This window comes from Actinomadura rugatobispora (assembly GCF_055379765.1).
Genome location: NZ_AP029191.1, coordinates 587,283 through 606,216, shown reverse-complemented (window position 1 = coordinate 606,216; position 18,934 = coordinate 587,283). Strand labels below are relative to the sequence as shown.

Sequence of the window (18,934 nt, the reverse complement as noted above, 5' to 3'; positions counted from 1 at the left end):
GTTCTCAGCGGGTCAGGAGCTCGCGACCACCTCGAACTTCACGGTCTTGGTGGTGGCGTGCCCGGCCCGGTCGGTGGTGGTGACGACCAGCTCGTGCGCGCCGGGACCGAGTTCCCTCAGCGGGATGGGCTTCCCGGAGGCGATCTTGTCGCCGTCGATCTCCGCCCTGAGGGTGCCGACGCCGGAGACGGCGTCGGCCGCGGAGAACACCGGGGTGATCGTCTCGGCGAGGCCGTACTGCTTGGCCTCCACACCGGTCACCGTCAGGCCCGGAGCGGTCTTGTCGATCTTCACCTTGGCCCGGCCGACCTCGGAGAGGTTCCCGGCGCTGTCGACCGCCCGGTAGCGGACCTGCGTCTCGCCCTCGGCGCTCAGCACCAGCCCGGCCGCCGGGACGTTCACCCAGGTGGCGCCGCCGTCCAGGGAGTACTGGCGGGCCGACACCGCGCCGTCGTCGCTCGCGTCCACCCGGACCGTCACGTTGGTCTTGTACCAGCCGTGCGACCCGTCCGGCTGGGCGGGGCTGAGCGTCAGCGTGGCGGACGGCGGGGTCGCGTCGGCGATCCCGTCGCCCCGGAAGGTGAACGAGTCGACGTCCAGGCCACCGGTCGAGGTGACGTACAGCCTGCCCGTCCCGGCGGGCGGCTTGCCGAGGTCGGTGGTGACCGTCCGCCAGCCCGAGCCGCGCTCCACCGGCACGGTGGCGAACGGCTTGGCCGTCGGCGAGTTCCACCGCAGCGACAGCGTCCCGGCGCCCGCCGCCCGCGTCTCCACCGACTCGATCCCGGTGAGGTTGACCGGGTCGTAGGCGATCCAGTCACCGGCGTCGAACGAGGTGATCTTGAACTTGCCGGAGGCGGTGTCGTCGGCCGTTCTGGTCACCCCGCTGGTGGCGTCGCCGTGTTCGGCCTGCATCAGCTTGGGGTTGACGATCAGGGTGGCCTCGCCCTGCGCGGGCGGGACGCCATTGGCGCCGTTGTCGCGGTAGGTCACGACGATGACGCCGTAGATGTTCTCCGTCTCGCCGTGCTCGGGCGCGTTCGCCGGGGTCGGCCAGGCCCCGCCGCAGCCGGTGCCGGTCGTCTCCGGGTGGGCGTGCGAGTCGTGGCCGAGCCCGAACGTCCACTGCACCCGGGAGCAGACGGGGCTGTTCCCGTCCTCGGCGTCCGACACGCCGATCTTGAACGGGAGCGGCTGGCCCCAGTCGAAGAACCCGCCGTTGGCCGGGGTCTGGATCGTCACCTCGGGCGCGGTGTTGCCCACCGAGATCTCGGTGGAGGTCAGGCCCGCCCGGCCGCCGGAGTCGGTGACCCGCAGCCGCGCGATGTACTGCCCCAGGTCCGTGTAGGTGTGCGAGGCGGTGACCCCGGTGGCGTCGAACGTGCCGTCGCCGTCGAAGTCCCACTCGTAGGTCAGCGCCCCCGGCTCGGTGTCGGTGGAGGTGGAGGCGTCGAACGCCACCGTCAGCGGCGCGGTGCTGCTGGACGCCTTGTCCACCCTGATCTTCGCCTGCGGCGTCTTGTTGTCGGGCGAGTAGTCGATCCGGTAGAGGCCGGCGTCGGGGTTGGCCCGGAAGAAGCCGTCGCCGTAGTCCAGCACGTACAGCGACCCGTCCGGGCCGAACTCGATGTCCATCGGGCTGTCGGTGATCGGCATCGCCGCGTTGCGCAGCGCGCTGTTGGGCAGGAAGTGCTCGATGGAGGTGACCGGCCCGTCGGGGTGCGTCACCCCGAACGCCGCCAGGTAGTCCTGCGAGAACTCGGCGAAGAACGCCTTCTTGTCCCAGTACGCCGGGAACTTGCTCTTGGACGGGTTGTCGGCGTCGTAGTGGTAGACCGGCCCGCCCATCGGCCCCTGCCCGCCCTGCGGGTCGAAGTCGACGAGCCCGGCCCACTCGGCGGGCTGGTGGGTGGCGTTGTCGCCGTAGTAGAGGTCCGCGGGCACCGCCGCCGGCAGCTGCTCGATCCCGGTGTTCCACCGCGAGGTGTTCTTCGGACCGGCCGCGCAGTCGAACCACTCGCGCGGCTGCGAGGTCGCGAAGTTCCAGTCGTTGTAGTTGAAGTTGTCGCCCGTGCAGTACGGCCAGCCGCTGTTCATCGGCTTGCCGATCGGGGTGATGTTCCACTCGACGTAGCCCAGCGGCCCGCGCTGCGCGTTGCCGGTGCCGGCGTCGGGCCCGTAGTCCGCCCACGACACCGTGCCGGTCTTGGCGTCGACGTCGATGCGGAACGGATTCCGCACCCCGGTCACGAAGATTTCGGGACGCGTTTTCGGGGTGCCCGGCGCGAACAGGTTCCCCGCCGGGACGCTGTACGACCCGTCCGCCGCCACCTTGAACCGCAGGATCTTCCCGCGCAGGTCGTTGCTGCTGCCCGCGCCGCGCCGGGCGTCGAACCCGGGGTTCATCCGGGGCGCGTCGTTGTTGGGCGCGTAGCCGTTGGCGCCCGGCGTGCCCGCGGGCGTGTTGTCACCGGTGGCCAGGTACAGGTTGCCGTCGGCGTCCCAGTCCATGTCGCCCGCGACGTGGCAGCACTGCCCGCGCTGCGCCTCGACCTTGATGATGACCTGCTCGGTGGACAGGTCCAGCGCGCTGCCCGTCCACTTGAAGCGGGACAGCTGGTTGTAGCCCTTCCACCGGTCCCAGTACGAGTCGTCCTCGCCCTCGGGCAGCGAGTTGGGCGCCGACCCGGCCGGGGTCGTCTCCGGGTAGGGCGCCGTCATCGTCCTGGGCGCGTAGTAGACGTAGACCCACTTGTTCTGGTCGAAGCCGGGGTCGATCGCGATGGTCTGGAGGCCGTCCTCGGAGTTGGCGTACACCGGGATGGTGTTGATGACCCGGGTGACGCCGCTGGACGGGTCGGTCAGCCGGACCTCGCCGTTGCGGGCGGTGTGCAGGACCCGCCGGTCGGGCAGGACGGCCAGGTCGATCGGCTCGCCCACGTTCTTGGTCAGCGTGATCTTCTCGTAGTTCGTCCACTCGGTGGCCGGATCATGGCCCGGATGGGCCTGGGCCGGCGTGCCGAGCGCCGTCAGCACGAGCGCCGCGGCCGCCGCGAGGGCGCCGAGCACCGCTGAAGTACGCTTCATGGTGATGCTGCTCCTGGGGGAGTGGTGTGGGCCCGGGCCGCCACGCCCGCCGCGGCAACGGCGAGGCGCATGTGGCGGCCCGGCTTCGCGTCCGGCCTCGGATCAGCGGCGCAGCGCGGACATGTTGTCGTAGCTCAGTTCGGCGAACCGGAGTGACTGCCCCGGGTCGGCGGTGCCGCCGGGCGCGTTGTCCTGCTCGTACATCGGGTAGTGGTGGCCGCTCTTCAGCTCGCGGAAGAACGCGGCGTAGTCGATGTCGCCGGTCCCGAACGGCACCATGTCGTAGCCGTTGGCGTTGGCGGGGTTGCTCCGGCCGTCCTTGGCGTGGAACAGCGGGAAGCGCCGCTCCACCGGCCTGACGACGGCGACGGGGTCGAAGACGTCGGTCTGGACGGAGCCGTCGGGCGCGGTGAAGGTCCTGAACCTGTGCTGCGCGACGTGCGCCCAGTAGATGTCCATCTCCAGGTACACGTACTTCGGATCGGTGATCTTGAGGAAGTACTCCAGCCTGCGGATGCCCGACGAGCGGGTCGGCCGGCCCAGGGCGTCGGGCGGGCCGCTGTCGAGCAGGAAGTTGTAGGCGGCGTCGTGGTTGTGGGTGTAGAGCTTGGTCCCGCCGGCCTGCCTGGCGATGGCGCCGAGCTGGTGCCACTTGTCGGCCGCCACGTCCCAGTCGGCCTTGTACGCGCTGGAGGTGGGGTCGGACCCGGTGCCCATGTGGTCCAGGCCGAGGATGCCGGCGATCTCCAGGGTCCGCTTGAAGCGGTCCAGGTCGGCCTGCGTCAGCGGCCACGAGGACGGGATGAAGCCGTGGTTGCCCTCGGCCCGCAGCCCGTTGTCGTCCAGCCACCGGCGCAGCAGCCGCGCGCCCTCGACGGTCTCCAGGTCGGCGCCGCCCTCGGCGTTGGCGTGCTGCCGGTAGCCGGCGAACTCCACGCGCTCGAAGCCGATCTCCGAGAGCGCCTCCAGGACCCGGCGGAAGCCGGACGGCAGGTTCGTGGTCAGCGGGTCGCGCGAGATCGCGTCCCGGACGGTGTAGAGGATGATGCCGCGCTTGCTGTCGCGGATCAGCGGCCCGTCCGCGGCGGCCTGGCGCGGGAAGGCGGGCAGGGCCGCGGCGGCGGCGATCCCGGTGCCGGCCGCCAGGATCTGGCGGCGGCTCAGGCCCAGCCTGCGGCCCAGGACGGCGTCCTGCTCCTGCCCGGCGAGCGCCTCGTCGGACGGCTGGAACTCAGGTGAACCGGAACGGGGTGGGTGAGGGAAGGCCACGCACGTATCCCTTCTCGGGGAACGCGTGCGCCGACCGCGTCGCGTCGAACCGTTCTCCGGCCCGTCCGGCGTGCCACCGCCGTCCGGCCTGGATCGCCCACATTGTCATACGCGGGTGTGGCGAGGTCAATGGTGCGTCGCAGGTCCTCAACCGGCCACGGTCCGGTCGATGGTGTCGGGCGCGAGCACGTACTCCACCACCATGACCGCGGCCCCGACGACCCCGGCCCGGTCGCCGAGCTCGCTGGCGCGGATGCCCAGGTGCTGGGTGGCCAGCGGCAGCGAGCGGCTGTAGATGACCTCCCGCACGCCCGCCAGGACGTGCTCGCCGGCCTCGGCGATGTCGCCGCCGATGACGATGACCGACGGGTTGAAGAAGTTCACGATGGAGGCCATCACGCCGCCGACCTCGCGGCCCGCCTGCCGGACGAGCTGCGCCGCCCTGGTGTTGCCCGCGCGCATCAGCGCCACCACGTCGCGGCTGCCGGAGGCGTCGATGCCCTCGGCCCGCAGCGCCGCCGCCAGCGCCGCGCCGCCCGCGACCGCCTCGACGCAGCCGACGTTGCCGCACCGGCACAGCACGTCGGAGCCGCCCAGGCGGATGTGGCCGACGTCGCCCGCGGCGCCCTGCGCGCCGCGGTGCAGCCGGCGGTCGGAGACGATCCCGCAGCCGATGCCGGTGCCCATCTTGATGAAGATCATGTGGTCGGCCTCGGGGCGCGCCGCCCAGTGCTCGCCCAGCGCCATGATGTTCACGTCGTTGTCGACCAGGACGGGCGCGCCGAGCCGCCCGCCGAGCCACTCGGGCACGGGGAAGCCGTCCCAGCCGGGCATGATCGGCGGGTTGACCGGCTGCCCGGTGGTGTGCTCGACCGGGCCGGGCAGGCCCACCCCGACCCCGCACACCTGCGCCGGGTCGCGCCCGGCCTCGGCGAGCATCTCCCGGAAGGCGGTGACCAGCCAGCCGAGCGTGGCCTCGGGGCCCCGGTCGATGGGCAGCTCCGCGGCCCGTTCGAGCAGGACGGTCATGCCGAGGTCGATGACGGCCAGCCGGGCGTGGGTGGCGCCCAGGTCGGCGGCGAGCACGACCCGGACGCTCTCGTTGAACGCGAACGCGGCGGCGGGCCGTCCGCCCGAGGAGATCGCGTCCTCGGTGGCCACCACCCAGCGGTGGTTCATCAGGGCATCGAGCCGCTGCGAGACCGTGGAGCGGGCCAGCCCGGTGAGCTGGACCAGCTCGGCCCGGGTCCGGGCCCGGCCGTCCCGGAGGATCGTCAGCAGTGCCCCCGCACCGATGTTCTGACTGCTGGCTTCTCCTGGCATGCGGCCCCTCTTTGTCCGAACTGCGACAGACTTCCGTTGACAGAAATCATAAGTCGAGCTTATCGTCCCCAAATATGCCGGAGATCGGGGATCGGTCGCGCGGAATACCCGGTACCGCCGGGCGACCGGCCCCCACGGCGTGCTCGTCGATCACCACCCCGCCGCCCGGCGGGTCCGGTCCGGTTCCCCCTCCGTCGTCGCGCCGAGACGCGGGGATCGGGGAGTGCCACCCTGTCCGGATCCGCCAGGCGGTGAGGCCCGCCCTGCAGAACCCGGGCGAGCCGCCGGTCACCCGGCGGTTCGTCCACCCCATGCCGGGCCGAGCCCCGGCTCCCGCGCCTGCTCCGCGACCGGAGCGGGACGGCGGATCCCCGACAGGGTCGCCGCCGCCGAGTCGTGCCCGTGGCGGTCGCCCAGATCCAGGAAATGTGAGGCGGCGCGCTCGGCCAGCGCGGCGGCCTCGTCGTGACGGCCGCGCGCCAGCGCGATGAGGGCCGACTCCCGCAGCAGCCAGGCCGCGCTGCGGCGGTCCTGGAGGCCGTCCAGCAGCCGCATGGCCTCCTGGCACGCCTCGGCCGCCCCGTCCGCGTCGCCGAGCTCCAGGGTGCACCGGGTGATGCGGCTGAGCGCCGTCGCCTGGAAGTGGGGCTCGCCGAGAGTACGGGCCAGGCCCAGGGCCTCCTGGGCGGCGGCCAATGCCTCGTCGTAGCGTTCCGAGGAGACCAGGGCGTCGGCCTTGGCGCTGAGGGCCACGACCTGGGCGCGTTGGTCGCCCGCCTCCCGCGCCAGGCCCACGGCACGCCCGGCCAGAGTGAAGGACTCTTCCCAGGCCGTCACCTCATCCGGAGCCTGGACCTGGAGAAAGGTCAGCATGCTCAGCGCGTACGACTGCTCGCGGTGCATGCCGAGCCGTTCAAAGGCCGACGCGCACGCCCGCGCCGCCTCGGCCGCCTCGGCGGGCGGCGCGGCGTAGAGGGTCAGGACGGCGAGCCCGTACTCCTCGCGCCACATGATCGGCTCATCCTCCGCGTCCCGGGCGGCGTCGCGCACGATCCGCCGCAGCCGCCGCAGCGCCGCGGCGTCGACCTGGCGGTGCAGCAGCGGCACCACCAGGTCCACCAGCCGGGCCGCCGGCTCGTACAGCCCGGCCGCGCACGCCCGGCCGACGGCCTGCTCGATCAGGGAGCGGTGCGCGGCCAGCCAGTCGATCGGCTCGCCCGCGCCGCCCCGGAACGCGGCCGGAAGGAGGTCCGCGTCGATCGCCGACGGCCCCGCGCCCGCGACGTCCTCGGCCGGCAGGTCGTTGGACGAGCGCGCCCGCGCGTGCTGGGCCAGCGCGGCCAGCGCCGTCAGCGCGGCGGTGAGCCGGACCAGCGCGGCCCGGTTGGCCGGACGGTCCGGCGGCCCGGCCAGCTCGGCGGCGAAGTCGGCGGTGAGATCGTGGAACCGGTAGCGCGGCTCCCCGGACGCGTCCACGCCCGAGGGCTGCAGCAGACCCGCGTTCACCAGGTCCTCCAGCGGGCGCTCCCGGTCGCCGCCCGACAGCAGCGAGAGCAGCCACGCCGTGACGTCGGCCCGCGCGACCAGGCCCAGCCTGCGGAAGGCGCCGGCTGCCGCCGCGTCCAGCGCCCGGTAGCCGACCCGCAGCCCGGCCCGGACCTCCAGCCCGCCCACCGACAGCTCGTCCAGCCTGCGGCCGTCCTCGCGCAGCCGCCGGTCGAGCGCCGCCAGCGCGACCGACGGGTGCGCCGCCAGCCGCGCCCCGGCGATCCGCAGCGCCAGCGGGAGGTGCCCGCACGCCTCGGCGACCCGGCGGGCCGCCTCGGGCTCGGCGGCGACGCGCCCGTCCCCGACCATCCGGCGCAGCAGCCCCGCCGCCTCCTCCGGCGTGAACGGGGCGAGCCGGACCGCCCGGTTGCCCGGCAGCTCGGCCAGCGGGCTCCTGCTGGTCACCAGCACGGCGCAGCCCGCGGTCCCCGGCAGCAGCGCCTCCACCTGCCCGGCGCCGGACGCGTCGTCCAGGACCAGCAGCACGCGCCGGTCGGTGAGGCGGGCCCGCAGCGCCGCCGCCCGCGCCTGCGGCCCGTCGGGAACGGCCTCCGGCGGCACGCCCAGCGCCCGCAGGAAGTCCCCGGCGACCTCGGCCGGGTCGCGGTCCCCGAGGGAGGCGTACAGCTGGCCGTCGGGGAAGCGCTCCCGCGACCGGTGCGCCGCGCGCACGGCCAGCGCCGTCTTGCCCACTCCGGCGGTGCCGCACACCGTGACGACCGGGGCCGCGAACCCGCCCGGCGCCAGGAGCCGCTCCACCTCCGCCAGCTCACGGACGCGCCCGGTGAAGTCGCCCGGGGGAGAGGGAAGCTGGCACAGCGCCCGCCAGGGCACCGCCGGGTGGACGCCCCGGTCCTCGGTACGGGTGAGGATCGCCTGCCGCAGCTCCTTCAACGCGTCGCCGGGATCGAGCCCGAACTCCTCGCCCAGCGCGGCGGCGGTGCGGTCGTAGGCGTCCAGCGCCTCCGCCTGCCGCCCCGACCGGTACAGGGCCCGCATCAGCAGGCCGTGCAGCGATTCGCGCAGCGGGTGCGCCGCCGCCAGCGCGCGGAGGTCCGCGACGGCCGCCTCATGATGGCCGAGGACCAGCTCCAGCTCGTAGCGCCGCTCGACCGTCTTCAGGCAGCGCTCGGTGAGCTTGGGCGTCTCCTCGGCGTGCAGCGAGGACGAGGTCACGTTCGCCAGGATCGGCCCCCGCCACAGGGCCGTGGCCGCGCGCAGCGCCTTCAGCGCGCCCTCCAGATCGCCGGCCTCCCGCGCCCGGTCGGCGCCGTCGGCGAGCGCGTCCAGACGGCGGAGATCGTCGGGGCCCTGCTCCATCAGGTAACCGCCCGGCCGGGTGCGGACGATCTCCGCGTCGCCCAGGGCCCGGCGCAGCCGGAACAGGTGCACCTGCAGCGTGCCGCGCGCGTCGCGCGGCGGATCGTCGTCCCAGAGCCGGTCGACCAGCGAGGCGACGGGCACCGGCCGCCCGGCGGCCAGCAGCAGGCAGGCCAGCAGAGCGCGCTGCCGTCCCGAGGCCAGCGGAACCTCCCGCCCGCCGCGGACCGCCTCGAGCGGGCCGAGCACGCGGAATTCCAGGCCGGGGGCGTCCATCGCGGCTCAACGTACCAAGGCGCCCCGGCCTTAAGCACCGTGAAGCCGATCTGAAAGCGGCCCCTGATCTACTGATCCGCCGACGTAATCGGCCGCCGATGTTGCACAGGAGCCCCGCATGCCCGTTCGCGCCGTCCCCCCGGCCGACCCGACGCTGGAGGACTTCGGCCGCGACCCGTGGTGGCTGATCGGCGGCAAGGTGCTGGCGATCTTCGCCTTCCTCATGGTGACCATGCTGGTCGCGATGTGGGTCGAACGCCGCGTCATCGGCCGGATGCAGCTGCGCACCGGACCGAACCGGGCCGGGCCCGCCGGCCTCCTCCAGGGCGTGGCCGACGCTTTCAAACTGGCGTTGAAGGAGGACATCGTCCCGCGCCAGGTCGACAAGGTGGTGTTCGTGCTGGCGCCGATCATGTCGGCGGTTCCGGCGTTCATCTCCTTCGCGATCATTCCGTTCGGGCCGACGGTGTCGGTGTTCGGGCATCACACGCCGCTGCAGGGCACGGACCTGCCGGTGGCGGTGCTGGTGGTGCTGGCGATGTCGTCGATGGGCGTGTACGGGATCGTGCTGGCCGGGTGGTCGTCGATGTCGCCGTACTCGCTGCTGGGCGGGTTGCGGTCCTCGGCGCAGGTGATCTCCTACGAGATCGCGATGGGGCTGTCGTTCGTGGCGGTGTTCCTGTTCGCGGGGACGATGTCGACCACGGGGATCGTCAACGCCCAGGCCGACCGCTGGTTCATCCTGCTGCTGCTGCCCTCGTTCATCATCTATGTGATCACGATGATGGGGGAGTCGAACCGGATCCCCTTCGACCTGCCCGAGGGTGAGGGCGAGCTGGTCGGGGGGTTCCACACCGAGTACTCCTCGCTGAAGTTCGCGATGTTCTTCCTGGCGGAGTACATCAACCTGGCCACGCTGTCGGCGCTGGCGACGACGCTGTTCCTGGGCGGGTGGCGGGCCCCGGCGCCGATCTCCACGGTGTGGGAGGGCGCGAACACGGGCTGGTGGCCGGTGCTGTGGTTCCTGGTGAAGATGTGGGCGTTCATCTTCTTCTTCATCTGGCTGCGGGGTTCGCTGCCGCGGGTGCGCTACGACCAGCTGATGCGGCTGGGCTGGAAGGTCCTGATGCCGGCCTCCCTCGGCTGGATCCTGCTGGTGGCCACCGTTCGCGCGCTGCGCAACGAGGGCTACGACATGCGGCAGATCGCGCTGTACACCGCGATCGTCGCCGGCGTGGTGCTGGTGGCCACGGTCCTGTGGGAACTGCTGCGCGGCGAGGGCGACAAGGACGAGCAGATCGTCCGCGAGGTCACTCCGACGGCCGGATTCCCCGTCCCCCCGATGGACGCCCCGCACTACCACGGCCACCGATAGCGCCTGGGGATTGGGGCGAATCGCGGTGGGATGTCGGCGGCCGGGCCTACGGTGAGGCGCCATGAACGATCACCTCCCGTCGCTCCCCGATGAGGACGACCTGGTCATCCCGAGCGGCTGGCGGCGCCGCATCCACCCTCGCCGCGGCGGGGCCCCCGGACCCAAGATCACGCTGGACGGGGGCGCGGCGAAGACCGTCGCGGCGTTCCTGGAGGAGGCCCGGGACGACATCGACCGCGTCCTGGGCGCGCCCGGCACCGACCCGGCACTGGCCGCAGCGACCCGTGCCCACCTTGGCGGCGACCCGGACCCGCGCGGCGCGGCCGTCGTCGCGCTGATCGCGCTGGGAACCACGGGCTGGGCCCGGTTGGGCGAGGACCACGTGGACGCCTGGACGTTCGCGCACGGCGTGGTGTTCGCGGCCTGCGCGCTCGCCGAGATGGCGGCCCTGGACGTGAAGATCGTGCAGGCGCCCGGCGGGTGGCGGAGCGAGTCCGTCCGCGCGGTCGAGCCGGGAAGGGCCGACGGCGTGCTGCTGGAGGACGGCGCGCTGCGCGCCCGCACGCTGCTGGCCGCCGCCACCGACGCGGAGTACGCGGAGGCCGTCGAGCGGCTCGCCGGGTACCGCACCCTGTTCAGGCAGCGCGTCCTGACCGCCTACCTGGTCCCGACCCGCCAGGACTGGGTGACCGAGCTCTGCGAGGATCCCGGTACGGCGGTGCCGCGCGACCTGCTGCTCAGCTCCCTCGGCTCGGTGGAGCAACTCGTCCTGCTCGGCGACTGGGCGACGCTGACCTATCCCGACTGCTACCACCCGGAGACGCTGCGCGCGTTCGCCGAGGGCGTCGGCCCGGCCGTGGCTCCGCTCATGGCCGATGCCCTGGACCGGATGTCGAATTCCGCGCCGCGGCGCAAGGCGCTGCTGGAGGTGCTGGGCGTCCTGCCGTCGGACGAGGCGTTCCGCGCGCTGGTCGAGCGCCGTTCCAGCAAGCAGGTGAGCGCCGAGCTGATGAAGGCGATGAAGCGGTTCCCCGTCCGGGCGCTGCGGGAGCTGGCCGCCGCCGGGGCTTCGGACCTGCTCGAGGAGCACGTGCACGGCAACCGCGAGCTGGCCGAGGCGGCGCTGCCGGTACTTCCCGCTCCGGCCCGCGCGGCGGTCGAGGCGATCATCGGGAGCACGTCCCGGGTGCCGGAGGCCGCCCCGGGCGACCTGCCTGCCCTGCTGGCCGACCCGCCGTGGACGCGTGCCCCCGCCAAGGCCGGGGCCGTCGTGGTCAAGGGCCTGGCCGTCCCGGACCGGCACGCCGTCCGCTGGGCCCGGGACGAGCGGGATCGCTGGGCGCGGACCAAGCTGCTCTACCCGACGGAGCTGATGGGAGGCGGCGTCAGCAACACCTGGGGGAGTCCCCCGGTGTGCGACAGGACCCCGCGATGGGACCGGCACGCCGCCGACTTCGCCGCCGGGCGCCTGACCGGCCGGCTCGAACTGGGCGTGCTGGTGATCGGCCCGGACGAGCTGACCCGCCCCCTCCTGGCCGGCTGGTCGCTGAACGACCCCCACAGCTACACCGACGCGCCCGAGGACTGGGGCAGGGTCCTGGCCGCCCGCTACGAGCTGGACGCCCTCCCGATCCTGGTCGCCGAGGCCAGGAGCGATCCGAGGGACTGCGGCCCGCTGCTCGTCCCCTTCCTGACCGCCGAGGTGGCGGCGATGATGGCCGACTGGCTGGTGCGGCTCAAGACGGCCCGCGCGCACGCGGGGGCGTGGCTGGCCCGCCACCGGGGGGACGCGGTCCCGCTGCTGGTGCCGGACGCCCTCGGACGGCCGGGCCGCAGGCGCCGCGCGGCCGAGGCCGCCCTGCGGCGCCTGGCCGCCGACCTGGGCGGCCCGGCGGTCGTCGCGGAGGCACGCGTCCACGGGGACGCGGCCGCCGAGGCCGTGGAGACGCTGCTGGCCGACGGCGCGGAGGACGCGCCCGCGCCCAAGATCCCGAAGCTTCCGGGCTGGGCGGATCCGGCGGTGCTGCCGCAGGTCCTGCTGAAGGACGGGCGCCGGGCCCTGCCGGGCCCGGCGGTACGGCACGCGCTGACGATCCTGGCGATGTCCACGCCGGAGGAACCCCACCCCGGCGCCGCCGTCCTGCGGGAGACCTGCGACGCCGGGTCGCTGGCCGGTTTCGCCCGCGACCTGTTCGGACGCTGGCGGGAGCACGGCGAACAGGCCGGCGACGCGTGGGCGCTCACCGCGCTGGGCCTGCTCGGCGACGACGACGCGGCCCGCGCCCTGGCCCCGCTGATCGGCGCCTGGCCCGGCCAGAACGGCCACTCCAAGGCCGTCAAGGGCGTGGACGCGCTCGCGCTGATCGGCTCCGAGACCGCGCTGACGCTGCTGGACGGCATCGCGCGGAAGGCGAAGTTCACCGCGCTCAAGGACTACGCCCGGTGGAAGATGGGCGCGGTCGCCGACGGCCTCGGCCTCAGCGGCGAGCAGCTCGCCGACCGGCTCGTGCCGGACTTCGGCCTCGACGCCGCCGGCGGCATGACGCTCGACTACGGGCCGCGCCGGTTCCGGGTGGGCTTCGACGAGGCGCTCAAGCCGTACGTCACCGACGAGGACGGCACGCGCCGCAAGGCCCTGCCCAAACCGGGCGCCAAGGACGACCCCGTCCTCGCGCCCGAGGCGCACCGGGCGTTCGGCGAGCTGAAGAAGAACGTCAGGACGGTCGCCGCCGACCAGGTCGGGCGGCTGGAGCGGGCGATGGTCACGGGCCGCACCTGGACGCCGCGGGAGTTCGGCGACCTGGTCGTCCGCCATCCCCTGGTCTGGCACATCGCCCGGCGGCTGGTGTGGACGTGCGACGGCGTCGCGTTCCGCCTCGCCGAGGACCGCACCTTCGCCGACGCCGCCGACGACACGCTGACGCCGGACGCGGGCGCCGCGATCGGACTGGCGCATCCGGTGACGCTCGGGACGGCGGTGCGGGACTGGTCGCGGGTCTTCGCCGACTACGAGATCGTCCAGCCGTTCCCGCAGCTCGCCCGTCCCGTCCACGAGCTGTCCGAGGAGGAGAGGGAGGCCGTGCGGCTGTCCCGCTTCGAGGGGCTGAGCGTGCCGTTCGGGAAGGTCCTCGGCCTGACGCGGCGCGGCTGGGAGCGCGGCATGCCCCTCGACAACGGCGTCGAACGATGGATCTCCCGGCCCCTGCCCGGCGGCCTCCACCTCGTCGTCAACCTCGACCCCGGCTTCCTGGTGGGCAACCTGGACCACGACCCCGAGCAGCGCCTCCGCGAGATCTGGCTCGGCGACGCGCCCGGCGACCGCGCCCCGGACGGCCGGGACGCGCGCCCGTTCGGCGCGCTCGACCCGGTGACCGCCTCCGAGATCCTCGCCGACCTCGCCGATCTGGCGGTACCTGGCTGAGCGTCGTCGATCCTTGCCGTGGACGGGCGGTCCGCGCCGGGCTAGCGTGCGAGGAAAGTGATCATCTTTCGGGGGGCGGAAGGAGCCGACATGGCCGGTTCCCGTGCACACCGGTGCCTGGCCGCGTTCACCGCCGCGGCCGTCGCGGCGAGCTGCCTCGCCGCGCCCGGTGCCCGTGCCGACGGCAAGGACCCGCGGCTGCTCAGGCTGATGCGGTCGATGACGCTGGAGGAGAAGGCGGCGCAACTGTTCGTCCTCCAGGTGTACGGCAAGAGCGCCGACACCGCCGACCCCGCGGACGTCGCCGCCAACCGGAAGCTGTACGGCGTCGACAACGCCGGCCAGGTCATGGCCCGGTACCGTCCCGGCGGGTTCATCTACTACGCCGCGAGTCCCGCCAACGTGGCGAGCCCGCGGCAGCTCGCCGCCTTCTCCAACGGCATCCAGCGCGCCGCCATGGCGCAGCGCGTCCCGATCCCCGCGACGATCGCGACCGACCAGGAGGGCGGCGTCGTCGCCCGGGTCCCGCCGCCCGCGACGCAGTCGCCCGGCAGCATGGCGCTGGCCGCCGGGCGCCGCACGGCCGACGCCCGGGCCCTCGCCCGGATCACCGGCCGGGAACTGCGGGCGATCGGCATCAACCAGAACTACGCGCCCGACGCCGACGTGAACGTGAACCCGGCCAACCCGGTGATCGGCGTCCGGTCGTTCGGCTCCGATCCGGCGCTGGTGTCGGACTTCGTCGCCGCCCAGGCCGCCGGGTACCGGGACGGCGGGGTGACCGCCACGATCAAGCACTTCCCCGGGCACGGCGACACCACCACCGACAGCCACATCGGGGTCCCCGAGATCGGCCACACGCGCGAGGAGTGGGAGCGGTTCGACCTGCCGCCGTTCCGCGAGGCGATCAAGCGGGGCGTCGACTCGATCATGACCGCGCACATCATCGTCCCCGCGCTGGACGCCTCGCGGGACCCGGCCACCCTGTCCCGGCCCATCCTCACCGGCATCCTGCGCGAGCGGCTGCGGTACCGCGGCGTGGTCGTCACCGACGCCCTGGACATGCAGGGCGTCCGCGACAAGTACGGCGACGAGCGCGTCCCCGTCCTGGCGCTCAAGGCCGGGGTCGACGTGCTCCTCAAGCCCCCCGCCGACGCCGCCGGCAACGGCGTGTTCGCGCGTCAGCTCGCCGCGGTGGTGGCCGCGGTCCGGAGCGGGGAGCTGACCGAGCGCCGCGTCGACGAGTCGGTCTACCGGATCCTGGAGCTCAAGCAGCGCCGCGGGCTGTTCCGCGACCCCTACGCCGACGAGTCGAGGATCGACGAGATCGTCGGGGCGCCGCGGCACCTCGCGACGGCCCAGAGCGCCGCGGACCGCACCACCACCCTGGTCAGGAACGACGCCGGCGTCCTCCCGCTGCGCCCGGGAGCGCGGAAGGTGCTCGTGGCCGGATGGGGCGCCGCCCCGACCGGCGCCCTCGCGGCCGAGATCGCCAGGCGCGGGGCCACGACGGCGGTACGGGAGAGCGGGCTCAGCCCGGGGCAGGCGCAGATCGACCAGGCCGTCGCCGCCGCGCGGGACTCCGACCTGGTGGTCGCCGTCACCAACCGGGCCTGGGACGTGAAGCCCGAGAGCCCGCACAACGGCCCCGGGCAGATGAACCTCGTCAAGGCGCTGGTCGCCACCGGCAAGCCCGTCGTGGTCATCGCCGCGCGCGACCCGTACGACATCGCCTACTTCACCGAGGCGACCACCTTCGTGGCGACCTACTCCCACACCGCCGAGGCGCTGCGATCGGCGGCCAAGGTGCTGTTCGGCGAGCTCGATCCGGTGGGACGGCTGCCGGTGACGATTCCCGTCCGCGACCAGGCCGGCACCCTCTACCCGTTCGGACACGGGCTCGGCTACCAGCGCTGATCTCCCCTTCCGGGCCCCGGCTCGGACGCCCTATCCCTTGCCCGCACGGCGTTTCTCTATGGCTGGTCTGCTTTTTGCCGCCATATGGGCGTCGAATTACGCACAAATCCGGCCGGAGCGGGATCGGAGTAGGTGTCCGAAAAAATGGCCCTTGAAGAGGAGTGCAATTGGGCACGGTTAAGAACATCGGTCGCCGCGTGGCCCTCGGGTCGCTGGCCGGCGTGTTCGCCATCGGCGGAGTCTCCACGGCCTACTCGGCCTTCGCCGACGGGCAGGCCAACGCCGACACCATCACCCGCATGACCGTGGGCACCCCGGGCGCCGCCCCGTACACGCCCACCGCCGGCACCGACCACATGTCCGGCAGCGCGCAGACGCCGGGCACCGGCCTGCCCGGCACCGGGCCGGCGACGGGCAGCGGGCAGACGCCGGGCACCGAGCTGCCGGGCACCGGGCCGGCGTCCGGCTACCGGCAGACTCCGGGCACCGAGTTGCCTGGTACCGGGCCTGCGACGGGCAGCGTCGGGCACTCGGCCCCCTGCGACCCCGTCAAGCTGGCGGCCACCCTCCAGGCGCAGCCCGCCAAGGCTCAGGCCTGGGCGGACGCCCACGGCATCAGCACCCAGCAGATCCCCGGTTACCTGTCGCATCTCACCCCCACGTACCTGAAGACCGACACGCTGGTGATGAACCACTCGTACCAGAGCGGCAAGGACACCAGCACCACCGCCGTGCTCCAGGCCGGCATGGGCGTCCTGGTGGACCAGTCCGGCGCGCCGGTGGTGAAGTGCAACTGCGGTAATCCGCTCACCCGGCCGTCCAAGGACATATCGACAAAGGACGCCACGTACATCGGCCCGATGTGGAACGGGTTCAGTAAGGAGCACGTCGCCAAGCCCTACGGCGGCCAGACCGGCAACGGCAACGGCACGTGGAACGGCAACAGCAACAACAACAACGGCAACGGCAACGGCCACGGCACGTGGAACGGCAACGGCAACGGCAACGGGAACGGCACGTGGACGACGAAGAAGCGTCCGCGCACCTATCAGGAGTACATCGCCTGGTGCAAGGGCGTGAAGGGCCCCGCTCCGGACGTCGACTGCACCTCGCCGCCCCCGCCGCCGGGCCAGACCGGTCAGCAGCAGCCGGGCCAGCAGGGGCAGCAGCCGGGGCAGACCGGGCCCGGGTCCGGTGGCCGGCTCCCTGGCAGCGGTACCGGCGGTAGCACCGGGACCGGCGGCACGCAGCCCGCACAGCCCGCACAGCCTGTCGGCCCCGGCCAGAGCGGCCAGACCGGCTCCGGCCAGACCGGCGGGACGGGGCAGTCCGGCAGCACCGGCCAGCCCGGTGGGGCGCAGCAGCCCGGTGGGGTGCCGCAGCCTCAGCCCCAGATGAATCCCCAGGGGGGAACGCCCTGACCCCTGCCGTGACCGGTGAGGCCCGGAGACCGATGAAGGTCTCCGGGCCTCACCCTTGCCGTTCCTGCCGGCGCAGTTCGCGCAGCCGGTCCAGCCAGCCCCGGATCTGCTCCTCGTCGTGGAGGTAGGCGCCGCCGGGGCCGTGGCCCATGTCGATCCCGTAGAGCTTGTCGAGCGCCCAGAGGCTGACCTCGTCCCACTCCAGGGAGTCGTCGGCGAACCATCGGCCCGCCCAGCGGTCGACGGCGTCCCGGGTCTCGCGGCCTTCCAGGAGCGCGACGAAGCGCTCCTCGATCTCGTCCAGATCGGGTTGCACCCCGCCAACGCTAGCCGCGGGCTAGCGCGCGCAGGCCGCGTCCACCGACCGGGCGAGGATCTCCAGCCCTTCGGCCAGCTCCTCATCGGTGGTGGTGAGCGGCGGGAGCAGCTTGACGACCTCGGACTCGGGCCCGGAGGTCTCCATCAGCAGGCCGCGCTCGAAGGCCGCCCGGCACACCGCCGACGACCGGGCGGGGTCGGCGAAGGCGAGGCCCCAGACCAGCCCCCGGCCGCGGACCTCGGCGACGGCGTCGCGGTGGTCGCCGGCGATCCGCTCGAGGGCCGTCCTGACCCGCTCGCCCTTGGCGAGGGTCTGGCCTTCCAGGCCGTCGCCGGTCCAGAAGTCCAGCGCGGCGGTGGCGGTGACGAAGGCGGGGTCCGTCCCGCGGAAGGTACCGTTGTGCTCGCCCGGCTCCCAGACGTCCAGTTCGGGACGGAGCAGGGTGAGGGCCAGCGGCAGGCCGTAGCCGCTGAGGGACTTCGACAGGCAGACGATGTCGGGGACGATCCCGGCGATCTCGAAGCTGAAGAAGGGGCCGGTGCGGCCGCAGCCCATCTGGATGTCGTCCACGATCAGCAGGACGTCGTGCCGCTCGCACAGGTCGGCCAGGTCGCCCAGCCACTGCGGGCCGGCCGTGTGGACTCCGCCCTCCCCCTGGAGGGTCTCGACGATCACGGCCGCGGGCTGGTCCAGCCCGCTGCCCTTGTCGTCGAGCATGCGCTCCAGGAGGGGGAGGTGCGAGGGCCGGTCGAGGTAGTGGTCGTAGGGCATGGTGACCGAGTGCCCGAGCTGGACGCCCGCGCCGCCGCGCTTCATGGCGTTGCCCGTGACGGCCAGCGAGCCGAGGGACATGCCGTGGAAGGCGTTGGTGAAGCTGACGACCGTCTGGCGGCCGGTGTACTTGCGGGCCAGCTTCAGCGCGGCCTCGACCGCGTTGGTTCCGGCCGGGCCGGGCATCTGGACCTTGTACCGGAGTTTGCGGGGGGCCAGCACGATCTCCTGGAAGGCCTCCAGGAACCGTCGTTTGGCGACCGTGCGCATGTCGAGGCTGTGCACGACGGAATCGCCGTTCAGGTAGTCCAGCAGCCGCTTCTTGAGGTGGCGGTTGTTGTGGCCGTAGTTCAACGCCCCCGCCCCCGCGAAGAAATCGAGGAAGGGGCGGCCGGTCTCGTCGTAGAGACGGCTTCCCAGGGCGGTGTCGAAGACCGCTGGCCAGCTCCGGGAATAGCTCCGGACCTCGGATTCGAGCAGATCGAAAACATCCATGGCAAGCACCGTGAAAGTCGACGTCAAGGACCGTTCGAGTGTCGCCATTTCAATGGGCCATCACCTGCCCTGGTTGTGAACGGGGCCTCCGGCCCGTCGCGGTCGCGGTGGGCCGTGACGGTGCGGTGCCCCAGGCGCCCCCGTGCGCCTTCCGGTCAGCGTACCGCAGGGTAGCGGCGGCTCCCGGGGCGCTGAGCAGGCCGGATGCCCGGACCGCCGAGTGCGGCGAGGCGTTCCGGGGGCTTCCCGCGGGGGCGGCCGCCCGGTCCGGAATCCGGAAATCCCGAGGACATGATCGGTCACGTTCCGGCCATCCGGAGCCGACGGCGCGGCGGCGCTGTCAAAGCCGAGGAAAAGCGCGGTGACTCCAGGAGTCAAGTTGCCGGTCGGGA

10 protein-coding genes are annotated in these 18,934 nt (G+C 73.2%); 4 read left to right on the top strand and 6 right to left on the bottom strand.

The window, feature by feature from the left end; all coding sequences use genetic code 11:
* Positions 1-12: 12 nt before the first annotated feature.
* The 4 genes from ACZ466_RS02370 to ACZ466_RS02355 all read right to left on the bottom strand — a co-directional run bounded on the left by ACZ466_RS02370 (position 13) and on the right by ACZ466_RS02355 (position 8,823).
* Entirely contained in the window at positions 13-3,087 is a 3,075-nt protein-coding gene (locus ACZ466_RS02370; RefSeq protein WP_378287119.1) for a PQQ-dependent sugar dehydrogenase, read from the bottom strand.
* Positions 3,088-3,189: 102 nt separating this feature from the next.
* Entirely contained in the window at positions 3,190-4,356 is a 1,167-nt protein-coding gene (locus ACZ466_RS02365) for a sugar phosphate isomerase/epimerase family protein (protein ID WP_378287120.1), read from the bottom strand.
* A 147-nt stretch (positions 4,357-4,503) separates the two neighbouring features.
* Positions 4,504-5,679: an ROK family transcriptional regulator gene (locus ACZ466_RS02360; RefSeq protein ID WP_378287121.1), complete on the bottom strand. Its 1,176-nt coding sequence runs from the start codon at positions 5,677-5,679 to the stop codon at positions 4,504-4,506.
* A gap of 288 nt (positions 5,680-5,967) precedes the next feature.
* A complete protein-coding gene (locus ACZ466_RS02355; protein WP_378287122.1) occupies positions 5,968-8,823 on the bottom strand; it encodes an AfsR/SARP family transcriptional regulator in 2,856 nt (951 codons plus the stop codon).
* Between the two features lie 118 nt (positions 8,824-8,941).
* On the opposite strand from ACZ466_RS02355, the gene nuoH reads away from it, so the two are divergent.
* The 4 genes from nuoH (at position 8,942) to ACZ466_RS02335 (ending at position 16,957) form a co-directional block, all read left to right on the top strand.
* A complete protein-coding gene (gene nuoH / locus ACZ466_RS02350) occupies positions 8,942-10,198 on the top strand; it encodes an NADH-quinone oxidoreductase subunit NuoH (protein ID WP_464042742.1) in 1,257 nt (418 codons plus the stop codon).
* A 61-nt stretch (positions 10,199-10,259) separates the two neighbouring features.
* Positions 10,260-13,619, top strand: a complete 3,360-nt coding sequence (locus ACZ466_RS02345; RefSeq protein WP_464042740.1) for a DUF4132 domain-containing protein — start codon at positions 10,260-10,262, stop codon at positions 13,617-13,619.
* A gap of 90 nt (positions 13,620-13,709) precedes the next feature.
* Positions 13,710-15,536, top strand: coding sequence for a glycoside hydrolase family 3 protein (locus ACZ466_RS02340; protein ID WP_378287846.1), 1,827 nt, complete (start codon positions 13,710-13,712; stop codon positions 15,534-15,536).
* Positions 15,537-15,703: 167 nt separating this feature from the next.
* On the top strand, positions 15,704-16,957 hold the full coding sequence (locus tag ACZ466_RS02335) for a DUF6777 domain-containing protein (RefSeq protein ID WP_378287845.1): 1,254 nt from the start codon (positions 15,704-15,706) through the stop codon (positions 16,955-16,957).
* 49 nt (positions 16,958-17,006) lie between these two features.
* Here ACZ466_RS02335 and ACZ466_RS02330 read toward each other — a convergent pair whose 3' ends face one another.
* Together ACZ466_RS02330 and ectB are read right to left on the bottom strand one after the other, a co-directional pair.
* On the bottom strand, positions 17,007-17,273 hold the full coding sequence (locus ACZ466_RS02330; protein WP_378287844.1) for a hypothetical protein: 267 nt from the start codon (positions 17,271-17,273) through the stop codon (positions 17,007-17,009).
* 21 nt (positions 17,274-17,294) lie between these two features.
* The gene (ectB, locus tag ACZ466_RS02325) at positions 17,295-18,542 is read right to left on the bottom strand and encodes a diaminobutyrate--2-oxoglutarate transaminase (protein ID WP_378287843.1); all 1,248 of its coding nucleotides are present in this window, start codon (positions 18,540-18,542) and stop codon (positions 17,295-17,297) included.
* Positions 18,543-18,934: the final 392 nt, after the last annotated feature.